The organism is Streptococcus oralis, assembly GCF_023110435.1.
GTDB lineage: Bacteria > Bacillota > Bacilli > Lactobacillales > Streptococcaceae > Streptococcus > Streptococcus oralis_CF.
The window spans coordinates 180,080-195,855 of sequence record NZ_JALDWB010000001.1 but is presented as its reverse complement, the minus strand read 5'-3'; the positions used below and the strand labels follow the sequence as shown (position 1 = coordinate 195,855).

17 protein-coding genes, 1 tRNA gene, 1 pseudogene and 1 riboswitch are annotated in these 15,776 nt (G+C 41.5%); of the genes and pseudogenes, 7 read left to right on the top strand and 12 right to left on the bottom strand.

Features of this window, described 5'->3' with window-relative positions; genetic code table 11:
• Nucleotides 1–32: 32 nt before the first annotated feature.
• Nucleotides 33–668 carry a DUF421 domain-containing protein gene (locus tag M1F97_RS00980; protein WP_247943904.1) on the bottom strand — a complete coding sequence of 212 codons (636 nt, stop codon included), beginning with the start codon at nt 666–668 and terminating at the stop codon, nt 33–35.
• Entirely contained in the window at nt 665–1,120 is a 456-nt protein-coding gene (locus M1F97_RS00975; protein WP_000675329.1) for a DUF3290 family protein, read from the bottom strand. The genes M1F97_RS00980 and M1F97_RS00975 overlap by 4 nt, the downstream gene beginning before the upstream one ends.
• Nucleotides 1,121–1,253: 133 nt before the next feature.
• Between M1F97_RS00975 and M1F97_RS00970 the strand changes: the two genes are divergently transcribed.
• The 4 genes from M1F97_RS00970 to M1F97_RS00955 all read left to right on the top strand — a co-directional run bounded on the left by M1F97_RS00970 (nt 1,254) and on the right by M1F97_RS00955 (nt 4,959).
• Entirely contained in the window at nt 1,254–2,081 is an 828-nt protein-coding gene (locus M1F97_RS00970; RefSeq protein WP_000767444.1) for an exodeoxyribonuclease III, read from the top strand.
• A gap of 11 nt (nt 2,082–2,092) precedes the next feature.
• Complete coding sequence (locus M1F97_RS00965; RefSeq protein ID WP_000386231.1) at nt 2,093–2,479, top strand: bleomycin resistance protein; 387 nt, start codon at nt 2,093–2,095, stop codon at nt 2,477–2,479.
• 131 nt (nt 2,480–2,610) lie between these two features.
• Nucleotides 2,611–2,706: riboswitch (purine riboswitch) on the top strand.
• A gap of 409 nt (nt 2,707–3,115) precedes the next feature.
• The gene (locus tag M1F97_RS00960; protein WP_247943903.1) at nt 3,116–3,697 is read left to right on the top strand and encodes a xanthine phosphoribosyltransferase; all 582 of its coding nucleotides are present in this window, start codon (nt 3,116–3,118) and stop codon (nt 3,695–3,697) included.
• Nucleotides 3,697–4,959, top strand: coding sequence for a nucleobase:cation symporter-2 family protein (locus tag M1F97_RS00955; protein ID WP_001171649.1), 1,263 nt, complete (start codon nt 3,697–3,699; stop codon nt 4,957–4,959). Before M1F97_RS00960 ends, M1F97_RS00955 begins: the two co-directional genes overlap by 1 nt.
• Before the next feature lie 320 nt (nt 4,960–5,279).
• Here M1F97_RS00955 and M1F97_RS00950 read toward each other — a convergent pair whose 3' ends face one another.
• Both M1F97_RS00950 and typA read right to left on the bottom strand, forming a co-directional pair.
• Complete coding sequence (locus M1F97_RS00950) at nt 5,280–5,534, bottom strand: DUF3165 family protein (RefSeq protein WP_000262659.1); 255 nt, start codon at nt 5,532–5,534, stop codon at nt 5,280–5,282.
• A gap of 19 nt (nt 5,535–5,553) precedes the next feature.
• Nucleotides 5,554–7,395 (bottom strand): translational GTPase TypA, encoded by a 1,842-nt coding sequence (typA, locus tag M1F97_RS00945; protein WP_195594483.1) that lies wholly within the window; start codon nt 7,393–7,395, stop codon nt 5,554–5,556.
• Nucleotides 7,396–7,555: 160 nt separating this feature from the next.
• Between typA and M1F97_RS00940 the strand changes: the two genes are divergently transcribed.
• Nucleotides 7,556–8,281, top strand: a complete 726-nt coding sequence (locus M1F97_RS00940; RefSeq protein WP_247943902.1) for a 16S rRNA pseudouridine(516) synthase — start codon at nt 7,556–7,558, stop codon at nt 8,279–8,281.
• Between the two features lie 40 nt (nt 8,282–8,321).
• Here M1F97_RS00940 and M1F97_RS00935 read toward each other — a convergent pair whose 3' ends face one another.
• From M1F97_RS00935 to M1F97_RS00925, 3 genes are all read right to left on the bottom strand, one after another.
• On the bottom strand, nt 8,322–8,555 hold the full coding sequence (locus M1F97_RS00935) for a DUF4190 domain-containing protein (protein ID WP_247943901.1): 234 nt from the start codon (nt 8,553–8,555) through the stop codon (nt 8,322–8,324).
• 85 nt (nt 8,556–8,640) lie between these two features.
• Nucleotides 8,641–9,021 carry a rhodanese-like domain-containing protein gene (locus M1F97_RS00930; RefSeq protein WP_247943900.1) on the bottom strand — a complete coding sequence of 127 codons (381 nt, stop codon included), beginning with the start codon at nt 9,019–9,021 and terminating at the stop codon, nt 8,641–8,643.
• Nucleotides 9,018–9,251: a YqgQ family protein gene (locus tag M1F97_RS00925; protein WP_044135604.1), complete on the bottom strand. Its 234-nt coding sequence runs from the start codon at nt 9,249–9,251 to the stop codon at nt 9,018–9,020. Before M1F97_RS00925 ends, M1F97_RS00930 begins: the two co-directional genes overlap by 4 nt.
• A gap of 102 nt (nt 9,252–9,353) precedes the next feature.
• Between M1F97_RS00925 and M1F97_RS00920 the strand changes: the two genes are divergently transcribed.
• Both M1F97_RS00920 and M1F97_RS00910 read left to right on the top strand, forming a co-directional pair.
• On the top strand, nt 9,354–10,262 hold the full coding sequence (locus tag M1F97_RS00920; protein WP_001222584.1) for a LysR family transcriptional regulator: 909 nt from the start codon (nt 9,354–9,356) through the stop codon (nt 10,260–10,262).
• Between the two features lie 44 nt (nt 10,263–10,306).
• Nucleotides 10,307–12,106: pseudogene (locus M1F97_RS00910) on the top strand (N-acetylmuramoyl-L-alanine amidase).
• A 30-nt stretch (nt 12,107–12,136) separates the two neighbouring features.
• Here the strand turns inward: M1F97_RS00910 and M1F97_RS00905 are convergent.
• The 5 genes from M1F97_RS00905 to M1F97_RS00885 all read right to left on the bottom strand — a co-directional run bounded on the left by M1F97_RS00905 (nt 12,137) and on the right by M1F97_RS00885 (nt 15,418).
• Complete coding sequence (locus M1F97_RS00905; RefSeq protein ID WP_247943898.1) at nt 12,137–12,454, bottom strand: hypothetical protein; 318 nt, start codon at nt 12,452–12,454, stop codon at nt 12,137–12,139.
• Nucleotides 12,455–12,645: 191 nt separating this feature from the next.
• Nucleotides 12,646–12,718, bottom strand: a tRNA-Thr gene (locus M1F97_RS00900).
• A 100-nt stretch (nt 12,719–12,818) separates the two neighbouring features.
• Nucleotides 12,819–13,604, bottom strand: a complete 786-nt coding sequence (locus M1F97_RS00895) for an ABC transporter permease (protein WP_247943897.1) — start codon at nt 13,602–13,604, stop codon at nt 12,819–12,821.
• 1 nt (nt 13,605) lies between these two features.
• Nucleotides 13,606–14,424 carry an ABC transporter permease gene (locus tag M1F97_RS00890; protein ID WP_131200158.1) on the bottom strand — a complete coding sequence of 273 codons (819 nt, stop codon included), beginning with the start codon at nt 14,422–14,424 and terminating at the stop codon, nt 13,606–13,608.
• Nucleotide 14,425: 1 nt separating this feature from the next.
• Entirely contained in the window at nt 14,426–15,418 is a 993-nt protein-coding gene (locus tag M1F97_RS00885; RefSeq protein WP_001240801.1) for an ABC transporter ATP-binding protein, read from the bottom strand.
• Nucleotides 15,419–15,776: the final 358 nt, after the last annotated feature.

Sequence of the window (15,776 nt, the reverse complement as noted above, 5' to 3'; positions counted from 1 at the left end):
ATTTTTGAAGAGTACAAGACCCCAGGTTTTTCTTATTCATAAGTTACAACTGTGACGGCACCCTTGTCATACTCAGCGATAAAGATATTGGCCACATTGTCATGCCCTTGTTTGCTGAGATTATCAAGCAACCACTCTTCGCTACGGCCAATATATTCCAAAACATCGACTTGGATCACACCGTCAGTCACAACTGGATACTTAGGATTTTCATCTCCCATTTGGACCACGATGAGTTGGCCATTTTGCTCCTGCACAGCTCGTTTGACCTGTTTCATCTGGAAAATTCCTTGGTTACGAAGTTTGAGAGCAACTTCTGCTGCAGACAAACCAACTGAACGACAGGCTTCTGGGTCAATCTGCCCATTTTTGATAAGGAGAGTTGGTTTTCCATCAATCAAGCGTTTGACAAAACGAACATTGTTATTGAGCCACTTGAGGGTCAAGACCAAAATCGTCCACATCATCAAAATCACTGCGTACTGCAGAATGCTGATTGAACTATTGTAAATCACCCCACCGATGATACCACCAAGAACATAGTTCTGAATTTGGTCTGTAGCAGAGTTAGGTGCTAGATTCCCCTTTCCTGTCACATTAATAACAAAAACAAGAGAGAAAAGACCCAAGGCCAGTTTGATTAAAATTTCCATATAATTGAGTGTCATTTGTTTACCTCCACCAATTCAATAGCGTCTGTTTGATGCAATTCTAATTTCTCTAAAAGATACTTGTCTGGTTGGCTCCCGTTCATGGCACGATAGAAATTTGAACCTACCTTGATAAGTGCTCCATCAGTGGCTGCAGAAGTATTGACATAAACTTCTGATTTATCCACTCCCAAGTCTTTGGAAACAACCTCTATGAAATGAAGGGAAGTTTGAAATTGGTTGTTAGAGGCTTGATTGGTCTGGTATTTTGAGATTGTTACCAAAAGCATGGCTACCAAGGTCAAGGCCAAAATCATGACCAATTCCCGAAACTTAGTCCCCTTTTTATCTCGATAGGCTTTAAAAGCAAAAAATCCTGTGATAGCTAGGAGCACAATCCCAAAGCCAATCATGATGCCATTTTGCTGACTGATTTGGCTAAGTACATAGTCATATGAGTAAAATTTCATTTATTTTCACTCCCTTTCATAAAATCATTCTTAATTATAAACGAAAGAGGGTGATTTTTCAAACCATACGTTGGGGAAATACGCCTTTTTTTGGTATAATATAGTCTGTAATCTGAATGAAAAAGGTAAGTTTATGAAACTCATATCATGGAATATTGATTCCCTCAATGCTGCCCTAACGAGCGACTCAGCTCGTGCAAAATTGTCCCAAGAAGTCCTACAAACCTTGGTAGCTGAAAATGCTGATATTATCGCTATCCAGGAAACCAAGCTTTCTGCAAAAGGGCCTACAAAGAAACACTTGGAAATTTTAGAAGAACTCTTCCCAGGTTATGAAAACGCTTGGCGTTCCTCTCAAGAACCTGCCCGTAAAGGATATGCTGGAACCATGTTCCTCTATAAAAAAGAACTCACACCAACGATCAGCTTCCCAGAAATCGGTGCTCCTTCTACCATGGACTTGGAAGGTCGCATCATCACCTTGGAATTTGATACATTTTTCGTGACTCAAGTATACACACCAAACGCTGGTGATGGGCTCAAACGCTTGGAAGAACGTCAAGTCTGGGATGTCAAATACGCTGAGTATTTGGCTCAACTAGACAAAGAAAAACCAGTCCTTGCAACCGGTGACTACAACGTAGCCCACAAGGAAATCGACCTTGCAAATCCTGCCAGCAACCGCCGTTCACCTGGTTTTACAGACGAGGAGCGTGCTGGATTTACCAACCTTTTGGCAACTGGATTTACTGACACCTTCCGCCACGTTCACGGCGATGTCCCAGAGCGTTATACTTGGTGGGCCCAACGTAGCAAGACTTCTAAAATCAACAATACAGGCTGGAGAATCGACTACTGGCTCACTAGCAACCGCGTGGCTGACAAGGTGACCAAGTCTGACATGATTGACTCGGGTGCGCGTCAAGACCATACGCCCATTGTATTGGAAATTGAACTCTAAGGAGAAAGCTAATGGACTATCAAGCTGTCATTCCTGAATTTGTAGTATCTGACCTCGAAAAGTCACGCCACTTCTACTGCGACTTGCTGGGATTTTCTGTCGAATACGAGCGTCCAGAGGAGAAATTTCTCTTCCTCTCGCTTGAAGACTGCCAACTTATGCTAGAAGAAGGCAGCACAGAAGAATTAGCCCAACTAACCTATCCTTTCGGGCGCGGTGTCAATATTTCCTTTGGTATTGAAGATGTCCCTCAGCTCCACCAAAAACTGCTGGAAGCTGACCATCCTATCCATCGTCCGCTGACAAAAAGAGAATTTCGAGTGGGAGATAGCTTTATTTACCCTCATGAATTTGCGATTTTGGATCCAGATGGTTATTTTCTAAGATTTAGCGAATAGAATAATCGAAGTCTACAATACTATCTAGCCTTGTAGGCTTTTTCGTTCGCTTTTATGATCTATTTGCTAACAAAATATTTGATTTATAAAGCTAATTGGTGTAAAATAAAAACATTGGCAGCGGCCTATTTAAAATTGAATATCATTTTACTTGTTTATGTCGTGAATTGGCACGACGTTTCTACAAGGTGCCGGAACACCTAACAATGAGTATGTCAGCTGAAGGTATGGTGTTGGCCATGCCTATTTTGGGGACTTACTTAGGGGATTAAGTAGGTCCTTTTTGAATATTTTTGTTAAATCACGCCTTTAAGTGTAAACTAAATATTTTTAATATTTCCCTTAATTAGTGCGGACGGGAGCAACTTCCTTCGGAATTTCATCCCTAATTTTTGAGCCCCTAGCTCTTTCATTTCTAGGCTTAGGCTAAAATAGTTCCCCGAACTATTTTACTCTCAAAAATCCCTTCATAGACAATAACAAGATTATTGTCCATGATACCACTACGGCGGGAAATATTTGATAAAACTCGCTTCGCTCGTACTAGTTTTATCAAATATATAGTACTAGCAAACTGGTTCACTATAGAAATATTTAACCAACAAGTAAACTTGCTTTTAGACTTTAGGAGGTCTTATGGAATTATTAGAAGAGCGCATCCTTGAGGATGGGCATATCTTGGGTGACAACATCCTCAAGGTGGATTCCTTTTTAACCCATCAAGTTGACTTTAGCTTGATGCGAGAGATTGGTAAGGTATTTGCGGACAAATTCGCTTCTGCTGGCATTACCAAGGTTGTAACGATTGAAGCGTCAGGCATTGCACCAGCTATTTTTACAGCTGAAGCCTTAAACGTTCCCATGATTTTCGCCAAGAAAGCTAAAAACATCACCATGAACGAAGGTATCTTAACCGCCCAAGTCTACTCCTTTACCAAGCAGGTGACCAGCACCGTTTCCATCGCTGGAAAATTCCTCTCACCTGAGGACAAGGTCTTGATTATTGACGATTTCCTAGCAAATGGACAAGCTGCCAAAGGCTTGATCCAAATCATCGAACAGGCCGGAGCTAAAGTCGAAGCGATTGGTATCGTGATTGAAAAATCTTTCCAAGATGGTCGCGATTTGCTTGAAAAAGCAGGCTACCCTGTCCTATCACTGGCTCGCTTGGATCGTTTCGAAAATGGTCAGGTCGTATTTAAGGAGGCAGATCTCTAATGCAAAAACAAGAAAAACACTCGCAAGCAGCCGTTCTTGGCTTACAGCACTTACTAGCCATGTACTCAGGTTCTATCCTGGTTCCTATCATGATTGCGACAGCTCTTGGCTATTCAGCTGAGCAGTTGACCTACCTAATCTCCACAGATATCTTCATGTGTGGGGTGGCCACCTTCCTTCAACTCCAACTCAACAAATACTTTGGGATTGGACTACCAGTCGTTCTCGGGGTTGCCTTCCAATCCGTCGCTCCTTTGATTATGATTGGGCAAAGCCACGGTAGCGGTGCTATGTTTGGTGCCCTTATCGTTTCAGGGATTTATGTGGTTCTGATTTCAGGCATTTTCTCAAAAGTTGCCAATCTTTTCCCATCCATCGTTACAGGATCTGTTATTACCACGATTGGATTGACCTTGATTCCTGTCGCTATCGGAAATATGGGAAATAATGTCCCAGAGCCAACTGGTCAAAGTCTCTTGCTTGCAGCTATCACTGTTCTAATCATCCTCTTGATTAACATCTTTACCAAAGGATTTATCAAGTCTATCTCCATTTTGATTGGTCTGGTTGTTGGAACTGCCATTGCTGCTACTATGGGCTTGGTTGACTTCTCTCCTGTGGCTGCAGCACCACTAGTCCATGTCCCAACTCCCCTCTACTTTGGAATGCCAACCTTTGAAATCTCCTCTATTGTCATGATGTGTATCATTGCAACGGTGTCTATGGTTGAATCCACTGGTGTTTATCTGGCCTTGTCAGATATTACCAATGACCCAATCGACAGCACGCGCCTTCGAAACGGTTACCGAGCAGAAGGTTTGGCTGTACTTCTCGGAGGAATCTTTAACACCTTCCCTTACACAGGATTTTCACAAAACGTTGGCTTGGTTAAATTATCTGGTATCAAGACCCGTCTGCCAATCTATTATGCAGCTGGTTTCCTAGTCCTCCTTGGACTCCTACCTAAGTTTGGTGCCCTTGCCCAAATCATTCCAAGTCCTGTCCTTGGTGGTGCTATGCTGGTTATGTTTGGTTTTGTTTCCCTTCAAGGAATGCAAATCCTAGCGCGCGTTGACTTTGCTAACAATGAACACAACTTCCTTATCGCAGCTGTATCAATCGCCGCTGGTGTTGGACTAAACAATAGTAATCTCTTTGTCAGCATGCCAACAGCCTTCCAAATGTTCTTCTCAAACGGAATCGTCGTGGCAAGCCTCCTCGCCATTGTCCTCAATGCAGTATTAAATCATAAGAAGAAATAAAAAAGAGGTGCGAACCTCCAGATTGAAGAAAAGTTCATTTTGGACGATTTCTTCAATCTTTTTCTTTCGGTCCAAATTAAGACTACCCTTGAAAAAATTGGAATAATAGCCCTTCTGAAAAAATATACGTTAAATCAGAAATTAAATTATTTCCAAAATAATTGTAAGAGTATCCACTTTCTAATAGGTCGCTCAAAAAGTTTTAAAAATCATAAAAACGCATAATATCAGGCATTCAAAAACCTTGATATTATGCGTTTTATCAGGGAAAAATTTGCTAGATTTTCTCCTCAAATTGAGTCATTACCCAGCCTCTTCTATTATCTTCTTTTACCCTTTTTTACAGGCATGAGCGTAATGTCTCTCAAGCTAAAGTAGGCTAGAGCCAGCATGGCGATTGTGACAAAGAATTCTGTCGGTAATTGGAAGATCTGCAAGATGGACAACATCAGCAAGATCAAGAGTGCAACAACTACAAAGACCAAGATAACGATGTTGACTGTTCCTTTAATGCTTTGTGGTGTCGCAAATACATAGAGTAGTAATAAGAGGATTCCTATGATTAAATAGACCATCTTTATCTCTTTCTAGCTCTTATTCAGCTGATTTTTTCTTCTTATTGGCTTTCTCGCGCTCTGCCTTGTTGAGGATTTGCTTGCGCAAACGGATAGACTCAGGTGTTACTTCCATGTACTCATCGTCGTTCAAGAACTCGAGCGACTCTTCAAGTGTCAAGATACGAGGTGTCTTGATAACCGCTGTTTGGTCCTTAGTAGCTGAACGAACGTTGGTCATTTGTTTAGCCTTTGTGATATTCACTGTCAAGTCGTTTTCACGAGAGTTTTCACCGATGATCATTCCTTCGTAAACCTCAGTACCTGGGTTGACAAAGATGGTACCACGCTCTTCGATAGACATGATTGAGTATGTTGTTGCCTTACCAGCATCGATGGAAACAAGGGCACCACGGTGACGTCCCCCAATTTCACCTGGAATCAATGGCAAGTATTGGTCAAAGGTATGGTTCATGATACCGTAACCACGAGTCATTGACAAGAACTCAGTTGAGTATCCGATCAAACCACGCGCAGGAACAAGGAAGACCAAACGAGTTTGACCATTACCAGTTGAAATCATATCCAACATTTCACCCTTACGTTCAGAAAGGCTTTGGATAACAGAACCTTGGTATTCTTCTGGAGTATCGATTTGCACGCGTTCAAATGGCTCACATTTAACACCGTCGATTTCTTTTACAATAACCTCTGGACGAGATACTTGAAGTTCATAACCCTCACGGCGCATGGTTTCAATCAGGATTGACAAGTGCAATTCTCCACGTCCTGAGACAGTCCATTTATCTGGTGAATCCGTTGGGTCAACACGAAGGGAAACGTCTGTTTGCAATTCTGCTTGCAAGCGTTCTTCTACCTTACGAGAAGTCACCCATTTACCTTCTTTACCCGCAAATGGTGAGTTGTTGACTAAGAAAGTCATTTGAAGCGTTGGCTCATCGATGTGAAGGATTGGAAGAGGCTCAACTGCATCTGTCGGTGTAATCGTCTCACCAACAAAGATATCTTCCATACCTGAAACGGCAATCAAGTCACCTGCTTTAGCTTCTTGGATTTCACGACGTTCCAAACCAAAGAAACCGAAGAGTTTTGTAACACGGAAGTTCTTCGTTGTACCATCTAGTTTAGAAAGGGTAACTTGGTCTCCAACTTTCACACTACCACGGAAGACACGACCGATACCGATACGACCTACGAAGTCATTGTAATCCAAAAGTGACACTTGGAACTGCAAAGGCTCATCTGAGTTGTCCACTGGAGCAGGGATATGGTCGATAATGGTATCAAAGATTGGTGCCATTGTTTTTTCTTGATCAGCTGGATCGTCTGACAATGAAGATGTTCCATTGATAGCTGAAGCATACACCACAGGGAAGTCAAGCTGGTCGTCATCTGCACCAAGCTCGATGAAAAGTTCCAAGACTTCATCCACTACTTCTGCTGGACGAGCTGATGGTTTGTCGATTTTGTTAACAACCACGATTGGGACAAGGTCTTGTTCCAAGGCTTTTTTTAATACGAAACGAGTTTGTGGCATGGTTCCTTCGTAGGCATCTACGACCAAGACAACACCATCAACCATTTTCATGATACGTTCCACTTCTCCACCAAAGTCCGCGTGTCCTGGTGTGTCCATGATGTTGATACGTGTGCCATTGTAAGCTACAGCAGTATTCTTGGCAAGGATGGTAATTCCACGCTCTTTTTCGATATCGTTTGAGTCCATAGCACGCTCTGCCAATTCAGTACGTGCATCAAGAGTTTCAGATTGTTTCAATAATTCGTCAACGAGGGTTGTTTTCCCGTGGTCAACGTGGGCAATAATGGCTACGTTACGGATATCTTCTCTTAATTTTGTCATGATTTCCTCTATAATATTTAAAATTTATTTTCTAACTGAGCAATTATACCACATTTTCAGTCAAATAACATAACTCAAGCAAGTGTAAATGTTTTCACTTTGTTTTTCTCACCCAGTCATCCCTTTTCAAAGTCAGAGACTTATGATAAGATAGGCTGGTATGCGTTTAGATAGATTATTTGCCCAGGAAAAGATCAGTCGCAAGGCTATGAAACAGGCTCTATTAAAAAAAGAAATCCTAGTGGACGATTGTCCAGCTCGCTCCCTCGCTCAAAATGTCGATACAGGATTGCAAAAACTAGTCTTTCAAGGACGGCAAATCCAAGGATATGAGCACAATTATCTCATGCTTCATAAGCCAAGCGGAGTCGTTACAGCTAGTAAGGATAAGAAACTGCCAACCGTCATGGACCTAGTCCCCAAAAATATCCAGTCAGACCAACTCTACGTGATAGGTAGGCTAGACCGCGATACGACGGGACTGCTCCTTTTGACAGACAATGGACCTTTAGGCTTCCAGCTCCTTCATCCCCAGTACCATGTCAATAAATCCTATCAAGTGGTAGTAAACCGACCGCTCACGTCAGACCATATCCAAAAATTCAAAGAGGGGATTGTCTTTTTAGATGGGACCACTTGTAAACCTGCTCAGCTCGAAATTCTGTCCTCAAGCCCAACAGAGAGTCGGGCCTCCATCACTATCTCTGAGGGCAAGTTTCATCAAGTCAAGAAGATGTTTCTCTCAGTTGGTGTCAAGGTGACTGCCCTAAAACGAGTCCAATTCGGTGATTTTACATTAGATCCTGATCTAGCTGAAGGTCAATTCCGTCCCTTGAATCCAGAAGAATTAGAGATGATTAAAAAACACTTAGAGAAAAGTGGATAAAACAAAAAAGCTTTACGTTTAAAGCTTTTTTTATTTTTACTTATCTAAAAAATATTGCGATGGTTAGAATCCAATTAAGTACAGAAACCACAAGTCCTATGATATTGAGAATTTTTTCTGTTTTATAGTCTAATTGTGACTCTTTTTGATATGAAATAGCCAAGACCAATCCTATGATCCCCAAAATCAGACCTACAATTGGAAATAACAAACCAAGGACGATAGATAAGATACCTAAAACAAGTGAGGTTTTTTTCTTTTGTTGTGAATTCATATTATAAAATCTCCTTAAATTTAATATAAATGATGATACCTTAAAATGCTAGCTTTATCTATCATTCGACAGTTTTTTCAGAATGTTAGCTAGTCTTGACCTTCCCAATCCAAGAATCCAATCCATAAGAAAGGATATAAATCTCAGAGAAACCTTGTTTCTTCAAGTAGAGGGCTGCATTGGTCACTCGTTGTCCACGTTGGTTTTCGTAGAGAAGGACAGGCTTATCCTTACGAAGGGCCGCTAGGCTTGACTTCAATTGACTTGAGGGAATATTGCGGGCTCCGAGGATATGTTTTCTGTGAAATTCTGCTGGTTCACGGACGTCAATCAATTGCCCTTTCCGAATCAAGGCTTCAAATTCTGCATTATCCACAATCTTAGCCGCACGACGAATACGAAGGTAGTTATACCCCATCCATGCCGCCATCGCTAATACGATTCCCCACAAAAACCAAATTGTCATAAGTTCTTATCTCCATTTTTCTCTATGTAGTCTAATTCTATCTTGTGCTCTCTACGAAGAACAGCTTCCGCCTCTAGATAGTCTAGCTTGTCCATCAGACCTGCATCATAAATCCGAGAGAGTTCGAGCTTCATCAGTTCAATATCATACAAGCGCTTCCCCATGTAAACAATAATGCCAAACTGTTTGAGAAATTGCTGCACATCATAGAATGTTTTCATAGCTTCCATTTTAGCAAATTCTAGACTTTTTTTCAATACTAGACCAGCTCTTTCCCCCTATTTTCTTCGTCTTCATTGCCCATTCTTCCGCAAGTGTGGTACAATAAAAACATGAGAATTCAACAACTACACTATATTATCAAAATCGTCGAAACTGGCTCTATGAATGAGGCAGCCAAGCAACTCTTTATCACTCAACCCAGTCTCTCAAATGCCGTTCGAGACTTGGAAAATGAAATGGGCATTGAAATCTTTATCCGCAATCCCAAGGGCATTACCTTGACTCGTGATGGGATGGAGTTTCTCTCCTATGCCCGTCAAGTTGTCGAGCAAACTCAGCTTCTGGAGGAACGTTATAAAAATCCTGTCGCCCACCGCGAACTTTTCAGCGTTTCCTCTCAGCACTATGCTTTTGTAGTTAATGCCTTTGTCTCTCTGCTCAAGAAAAGTGATATGGAGAAATACGAGCTCTTCCTTCGTGAAACTCGGACTTGGGAGATTATCGATGACGTCAAGAACTTCCGTAGCGAGGTCGGTGTCCTCTTTTTAAACAGCTACAACCGCGATGTTTTAACGAAAATGCTGGATGACAACCACCTCTTAGCCCACCACCTCTTCACAGCCCAACCCCATATCTTTGTCAGCAAGACCAATCCTCTAGCTAAAAAAGACAAGGTCAAACTGGCTGATTTGGAAGATTTTCCTTATCTGAGTTATGATCAGGGGACGCACAACTCCTTCTACTTTTCAGAGGAGATTCTTTCACAAGAGCACCACAAGAAATCCATCGTAGTCAGTGACCGCGCCACTCTCTTTAATCTCTTGATTGGTTTGGATGGTTACACCATTGCAACAGGGATTTTGAACAGTAACCTCAACGGAGACAATATCGTTTCCATTCCGCTGGACATTGACGACCCGATTGAACTGGTCTATATCCAGCATGAAAAAACCAGCCTATCTAAGATGGGCGAACGCTTTATCGAATACTTACTAGAAGAAGTTCAATTCGATAATTAATAGGAAAAATGAAAAAGAGAAAAGAAAAAGTTAGGAAATAGAAAGTGAAAAAGATACTACTGACCAGTGCTTTAATCCTTTCAATCGCAGGATTAGCACCCGCATCCGTCTTAGGAGAAGAAAACACTACTCAATCCACATCTGCTGTCAAGGAAGCAATTGCCAAAGAAGAAAAGAAAGAGTCGAGTGTTGAGGAAAACTCTAAATCAGAAGCTCTTCCGAAAGTAGATGTGCAAGAAGACAAGCCCAAAAAAGAAGGATGGTACCAAGAAAATCACCACTGGCGTTTTTACCAAGATGATAAGCCTGCTTTAAACTGGAAACAAATCCAAGGCAAATGGTACTACTTCGATCAAGATGGTAATCGTCTTCATTCTACTGTCTACAAAGGCTATGCCTTTGACCAAGATGGTGTCATGATAGAAAATAGCTGGACCAATTTGGACAACCAATGGTATTATGCTGATCCCTCTGGGCGACTTGCTCAGAACACCTGGAAAAAAATTAACGGCTCCTGGTACTATTTTGATCAAACTGGAAGCATGCTCAGCAACACCTCCGTTGACGGCTATCTGCTCACAAATAGTGGGGCTATGGCAGAAAATGGTTGAATTAAATTAGACCAAAATTGGTATTATGTCACACCATCTAGCAGAATCTCGCAAGACAAGTGGGAGAAAATCAACGGTTCTTGGTATTATTTTGATAAAAACGGCGTGATGCTCAGCCAGACAACCATTGGTGCCTACCTGCTAGGCGGTAGCGGAGCCATGGCGGAAAACTCTTGGGTGAAAATCAATGAAAATTGGTATTACGCTAATGCATATGGGAAATATAGCCAAGACAAATGGGAGAAAATCAATGGTTCTTGGTATGCTTTTGAACAAAATGGAGTCATGCTTTCCAATAAATGGAAAGAAAGCTACTACCTCAAAGCCAGCGGGGCCATGGCGGAGAAAGAGTGGATCTTCGATAAATCCTACAATAGCTGGTTCTATCTAAAAGCGGATGGCCGTTATGCAAATCAGGAGTGGATTGGGGCATACTACCTCAAGGCTGGCGGTTATATGGCCAAGAATGAGTGGATTTACGACGACTATTACAAGGCTCGTTACTATCTGGACGATAGTGGCCATTATGTTTCAGGAACCTACAAAATAGACGGCAAGGAACACTTGTTCCAAAAATACGGTCAATGGATTTCTGAAGCTTCAACAGAAGGTGGATTTGTAAAAGGTCAATATACCAAAACCATCTTCCTAGATCCTGGACATGGCGGTCGGGATTCAGGTGCCTTTTACTACAATGTAGCCGAAAAAGATCTCAACATACAGATTTACCGTAAACTTCGTACTAAGTTAGAAGAACTAGGCTACAAGGTCCTCACTTCTCGTGATAGTGATATTGACGTTGATTTTGTTACCGAGCGTTCTCGTATGTTTAATAAGACCAACTCTGATATCTTTATCAGTATCCATTTCAATGCTACTGGAAACATTCACTCAAAAGCGAGCGGTATTCAAACCTACTCCTATAGCGATGAACCTGACTATCCAAGTAAGATCAATAAATACTGGCACAATCACCCTGATCGTATGAGTGAAAGCAAACGCCTCGCTGCTGCTATCCACTCCTCTCTCCTAGCCGAAACTGGTGCCAAGGATGCTGGCTTATTGGAAAGTAGCTTTGCCGTTCTACGCGAAACTGCCAAACCAGCCGTCCTCCTAGAACTCGGTTATATGGATAATTTCACTGAGAATCAACGTATTCGTGATGATCGATACCAAGATAGACTAGTCGCAGGCATCGTAAAAGGTATCCAAAAATATTACGCTGGTAAATAACAATAAAGTCTCGAGAAACCTCGAGACTTTTTATTTGCCTTCTTTTTTATCTTTATCAGAAAAGAGGTAGCCAAGTCCTACACAAGCTAGCACTCCTGCACCAATCACCAAACCACTTGAAATTGGCAAAAGGTCCAAAATAGCATTTGCAATGATAAAGGCAATGATCAAGCACATCAGACTAGCCTTGTAGTCTTTTTTCAAAAAATTTTCTAAAGCGAAATAGAGGAACAATCCAACTGGAATCAGTGACCAGAGGTTGACATCCAAACTTGGCCATCCAATATAACCGAAATACAATACAACCGCTGCCGCTACTAAAAATACGATTCCCAATAATTTTTTCATTTTTTTGTCTCCATTTTCTTTTTTTATTGACTTGAGTTGTCTGATACTGACCCCTCACGTCCCTTACAAAAATCATTATAGCAGAGGGTTTCCCCCAGAACAAGGCCTTTTGCCTATCTGGTCTATATCTCAGTTTAAGTGGTTGAATATTTCTGGCAAAAGAAAAGAAGCCCTAATGGACTTCTTCATTCTGCCGATTGCAGGGATCGAACCTGTGACCTACGCGTTACGAGTGCGTTGCTCTACCAACTGAGCTAAATCGGCAATTACTCTTTTAGTATAGCACTCTGAGAATAGATGTCAAGAAATTTTCATCTCCATTAGAAAAAGCCTGTCCTGAGACGAGGCTTTGAGTTTCTTCCTTTTACGAACCCGCACTTTCGTAGGCATCTAAGCCCTTGTCCCATAGTTTCAAAGAAATGACAAAGAAGACAAGGGAAATCAGAATCAAACCACCGATATTAAAGAAGACATCCTTGTCCTGTAAGAAATAGCTGGCAGGATAATAAGCCGTAAAGGCAAAAGGCACGATAAAACTAATCAACCAACGAAGAAGCGAGTTGTAAATGGAAATCGGGTACTTAGCAAAGTCATTAAACATATAAAAAATGTAAATCATAGCACCTGACTGCTTGGTCCAAAAAGCGATGCTGGCAGTAGCGATTTTCAAGGAAGTATAAATCAAGGTCGCAAAAGGAATACAAACTAGGAAAAGCAAGAATTTTGGAAGAGTCCAAGCAATACTTGATACTGTTGTCCCTAGTAAAATGCCACCGACCAAGAGTTCGCCCAAGGCATCAATCTGAAAGGTCTCGACTAGGATGTGAAAGAGAGGATTGATAGGACGAGTCAGATACTTATCAAACTCTCCCTTTCTCACCAATCGTTGCCCCAGTGCCCAGAGATTGTCAAAAAAGAGATGGTCCAGTCCCTTGGGAATCAAGGAAAATCCATAGATAAAAGCGATTTCTTGAAAAGTCCAACCTTCTAGTGATGGGATATGTTGAAAGATGACATTGAGAAACAAGAGATTCAAGCCTTGGGTCAAAAAAACTCCTAGCACACCAACCACAAAATCCACCTTGTATTCCATGATTTGCTTGATGTATTGCCTGATAAAAATTAGATGCATGCGTTGATATTTTTTCATACTAACCTCCTTGAATGGTGATGAAAGACTGGACTCGTTTCCAAATCAACTGAGACAAGCCCACCATCACTAAGAGCCAGAAAAACTGGAGCAAAAGCGCCTGAAGAATCTGACTGGCATCGTATTTCCCAACAATGATCATGACTGGCGTGTAAATCAAAGATGAGAAAGGCAAGAAGGACAAAATATCTGAAACCACCTTGGGAAAGAAAGCCAAAGGAATCAAACTCCCAGACATAAAGGCCACTATGGAAGTCTTAAGTAGATTGGAACCCCATAGATTCTTAAACACAAAGGCTGAAAATCCAAAGCAGATATTAAAGAAAAAGTTGATTAGGTAGGCTAGGGTTAAGCTAAAGAGATAAAGGATGGTTAATCCCAGCACTTCTACAATTCCTTGTCCTGATAAGATTTTCATCAAGACAATAACACTTAAAAATGGCAGTCCAACAGAGATAAAAATCAACCACTTAGACCCAAGCTCGGTGAAGAGATATGAGGCCGCAAAATGCACTGGTCGCAATAAACGCATGATAATGGAGCCATCCTTGACCTCCTCTCCAATCATAAAAGAAGAATCCGACCTAGTCAAAAGATTGGTCACAAAACTCATGATGATGTAGAGGGTGATATCTGCCATACTGAAGCCCTGAATCAAAGACTCTTGCGAGGAATCAAAGACTGCCTTCCAAAGATAGAAAGCGACAAAGGCCCCCATAACATCGCCAATTCGATAGAGAATAAAGTTGACTCGATAGGTAATCAACTCCTGAATCCCTGCATTGATAAAGGGTTTATAACGTCTCCACAATTTAACCATCTTAGAGCTCCTTTCGATAGAAGCGACGGATAATATCCTCAATATCGGTATCCACCATCTTCAAATCGCGGATCTCAAAATCAGACAAGGTTTGCTTGATAATATCGGCCGACTGGTAGCGGGAACTATCGAATTCAATATTGAGGCTATTTCCTTGTCTATCAATGGTCATATCAGGCAAGCCTTCATAGTGAGAGACAAGATGACTTTGACCTGGTACCAGTTCAAAGGAAAGAGTCTTCATCTTGCCAAAAGTTTCCTTGAGTTGACTCACCGTTCCATCAAAAATCTCTTGCCCCTTGTCAATCATAAAAATTCGATCACAGAGTTGCTCAATATCACTCAGGTCATGAGTGGTCAAGAGAATGGTGGTCTCTTCCTCCTGATTGATCTGAGTAATGGCGCGACGAATGTTGTCCTTGACCGAAACGTCCAAACCAATGGTCGGCTCATCTAAAAAGAGAACCTTGGGATTGTGAAGCAAGGAAGCCGCAATGTCCGCCCGCATCCGTTGGCCAAGTGAAAGAGTCCGCACAGGGTCTTTGATAAAGTCCTTCAAATCCAAGACCTCATTTAGAAAGTCCATGCGCTTATGAAAGAGCGAGTCTGGTACATCGTAAATCTCTTTCAAGACCGTGTAGGTCTCTTGCAGAGCCAAATCCCACCATAGCTGGGTGCGTTGACCAAAGACCACACCAATATCCTTGACATAGTCTTGGCGATTGTCCTGAGGAATCTTGCCGTTAATCCGACAAAAACCAGATGTCGGTTTCAAAATCCCTGTCAGCATTTTGATGGTCGTCGACTTCCCAGCACCATTTGCCCCGATAAAGCCTAAAATTTGTCCTTTTGGAACCTCAAAGGTTAAATCCTTGACCGCTTCAAAGGTCTGCTTTTCAGGATGAATAAAGGAGCGCAAAGCCCCCTTTAACCCCGGCTCCTTTACTGTCTTCACAAAATTTTTCTGAAGATGTTCCACTTCTATCATTGCCATAAATCTCTCCCTATAGCAAGGAATAGCAGCTTTGTATTTTTGACTACAAATATTCTAAATCCTTACTTTCTACACCTTCTCAATATTAATACAAAAGGCCTTATACCAACCTATTATAGTCCAATAAAAACTAGAATGCAAGCGTTTGCTTATGGATTGTGAAATTAGAGATTTCTCTCTTAAAATAATACTTTTAAACAAAAATTCTGGTTTCATCGTTTCCTTAAGACACCAACAAACCTGCCCAATGGGCAGGTTTCATCTGTATTATTCAGCTAGATTAAGCTTTACCTTCTGAACATAAATCATTTATTTACTATACTTCCTTATACACTAAAAAGGGCTATATTCAGGTATT

What these genes read in the sequence shown, in the direction of transcription:
- M1F97_RS00980 (WP_247943904.1), bottom strand. Translation starts at nt 668, where the DNA reads ATGACACTCAATTATATGGAAATTTTAATCAAACTGGCCTTGGGTCTT.
- M1F97_RS00975 (WP_000675329.1), bottom strand. Translation starts at nt 1,120, where the DNA reads ATGAAATTTTACTCATATGACTATGTACTTAGCCAAATCAGTCAGCAA.
- M1F97_RS00970 (WP_000767444.1), top strand. Translation starts at nt 1,254, where the DNA reads ATGAAACTCATATCATGGAATATTGATTCCCTCAATGCTGCCCTAACG.
- M1F97_RS00965 (WP_000386231.1), top strand. Translation starts at nt 2,093, where the DNA reads ATGGACTATCAAGCTGTCATTCCTGAATTTGTAGTATCTGACCTCGAA.
- M1F97_RS00960 (WP_247943903.1), top strand. Translation starts at nt 3,116, where the DNA reads ATGGAATTATTAGAAGAGCGCATCCTTGAGGATGGGCATATCTTGGGT.
- M1F97_RS00955 (WP_001171649.1), top strand. Translation starts at nt 3,697, where the DNA reads ATGCAAAAACAAGAAAAACACTCGCAAGCAGCCGTTCTTGGCTTACAG.
- M1F97_RS00950 (WP_000262659.1), bottom strand. Translation starts at nt 5,534, where the DNA reads ATGGTCTATTTAATCATAGGAATCCTCTTATTACTACTCTATGTATTT.
- typA (WP_195594483.1), bottom strand. Translation starts at nt 7,395, where the DNA reads ATGACAAAATTAAGAGAAGATATCCGTAACGTAGCCATTATTGCCCAC.
- M1F97_RS00940 (WP_247943902.1), top strand. Translation starts at nt 7,556, where the DNA reads ATGCGTTTAGATAGATTATTTGCCCAGGAAAAGATCAGTCGCAAGGCT.
- M1F97_RS00935 (WP_247943901.1), bottom strand. Translation starts at nt 8,555, where the DNA reads ATGAATTCACAACAAAAGAAAAAAACCTCACTTGTTTTAGGTATCTTA.
- M1F97_RS00930 (WP_247943900.1), bottom strand. Translation starts at nt 9,021, where the DNA reads ATGACAATTTGGTTTTTGTGGGGAATCGTATTAGCGATGGCGGCATGG.
- M1F97_RS00925 (WP_044135604.1), bottom strand. Translation starts at nt 9,251, where the DNA reads ATGGAAGCTATGAAAACATTCTATGATGTGCAGCAATTTCTCAAACAG.
- M1F97_RS00920 (WP_001222584.1), top strand. Translation starts at nt 9,354, where the DNA reads ATGAGAATTCAACAACTACACTATATTATCAAAATCGTCGAAACTGGC.
- M1F97_RS00905 (WP_247943898.1), bottom strand. Translation starts at nt 12,454, where the DNA reads ATGAAAAAATTATTGGGAATCGTATTTTTAGTAGCGGCAGCGGTTGTA.
- M1F97_RS00895 (WP_247943897.1), bottom strand. Translation starts at nt 13,604, where the DNA reads ATGAAAAAATATCAACGCATGCATCTAATTTTTATCAGGCAATACATC.
- M1F97_RS00890 (WP_131200158.1), bottom strand. Translation starts at nt 14,424, where the DNA reads ATGGTTAAATTGTGGAGACGTTATAAACCCTTTATCAATGCAGGGATT.
- M1F97_RS00885 (WP_001240801.1), bottom strand. Translation starts at nt 15,418, where the DNA reads ATGGCAATGATAGAAGTGGAACATCTTCAGAAAAATTTTGTGAAGACA.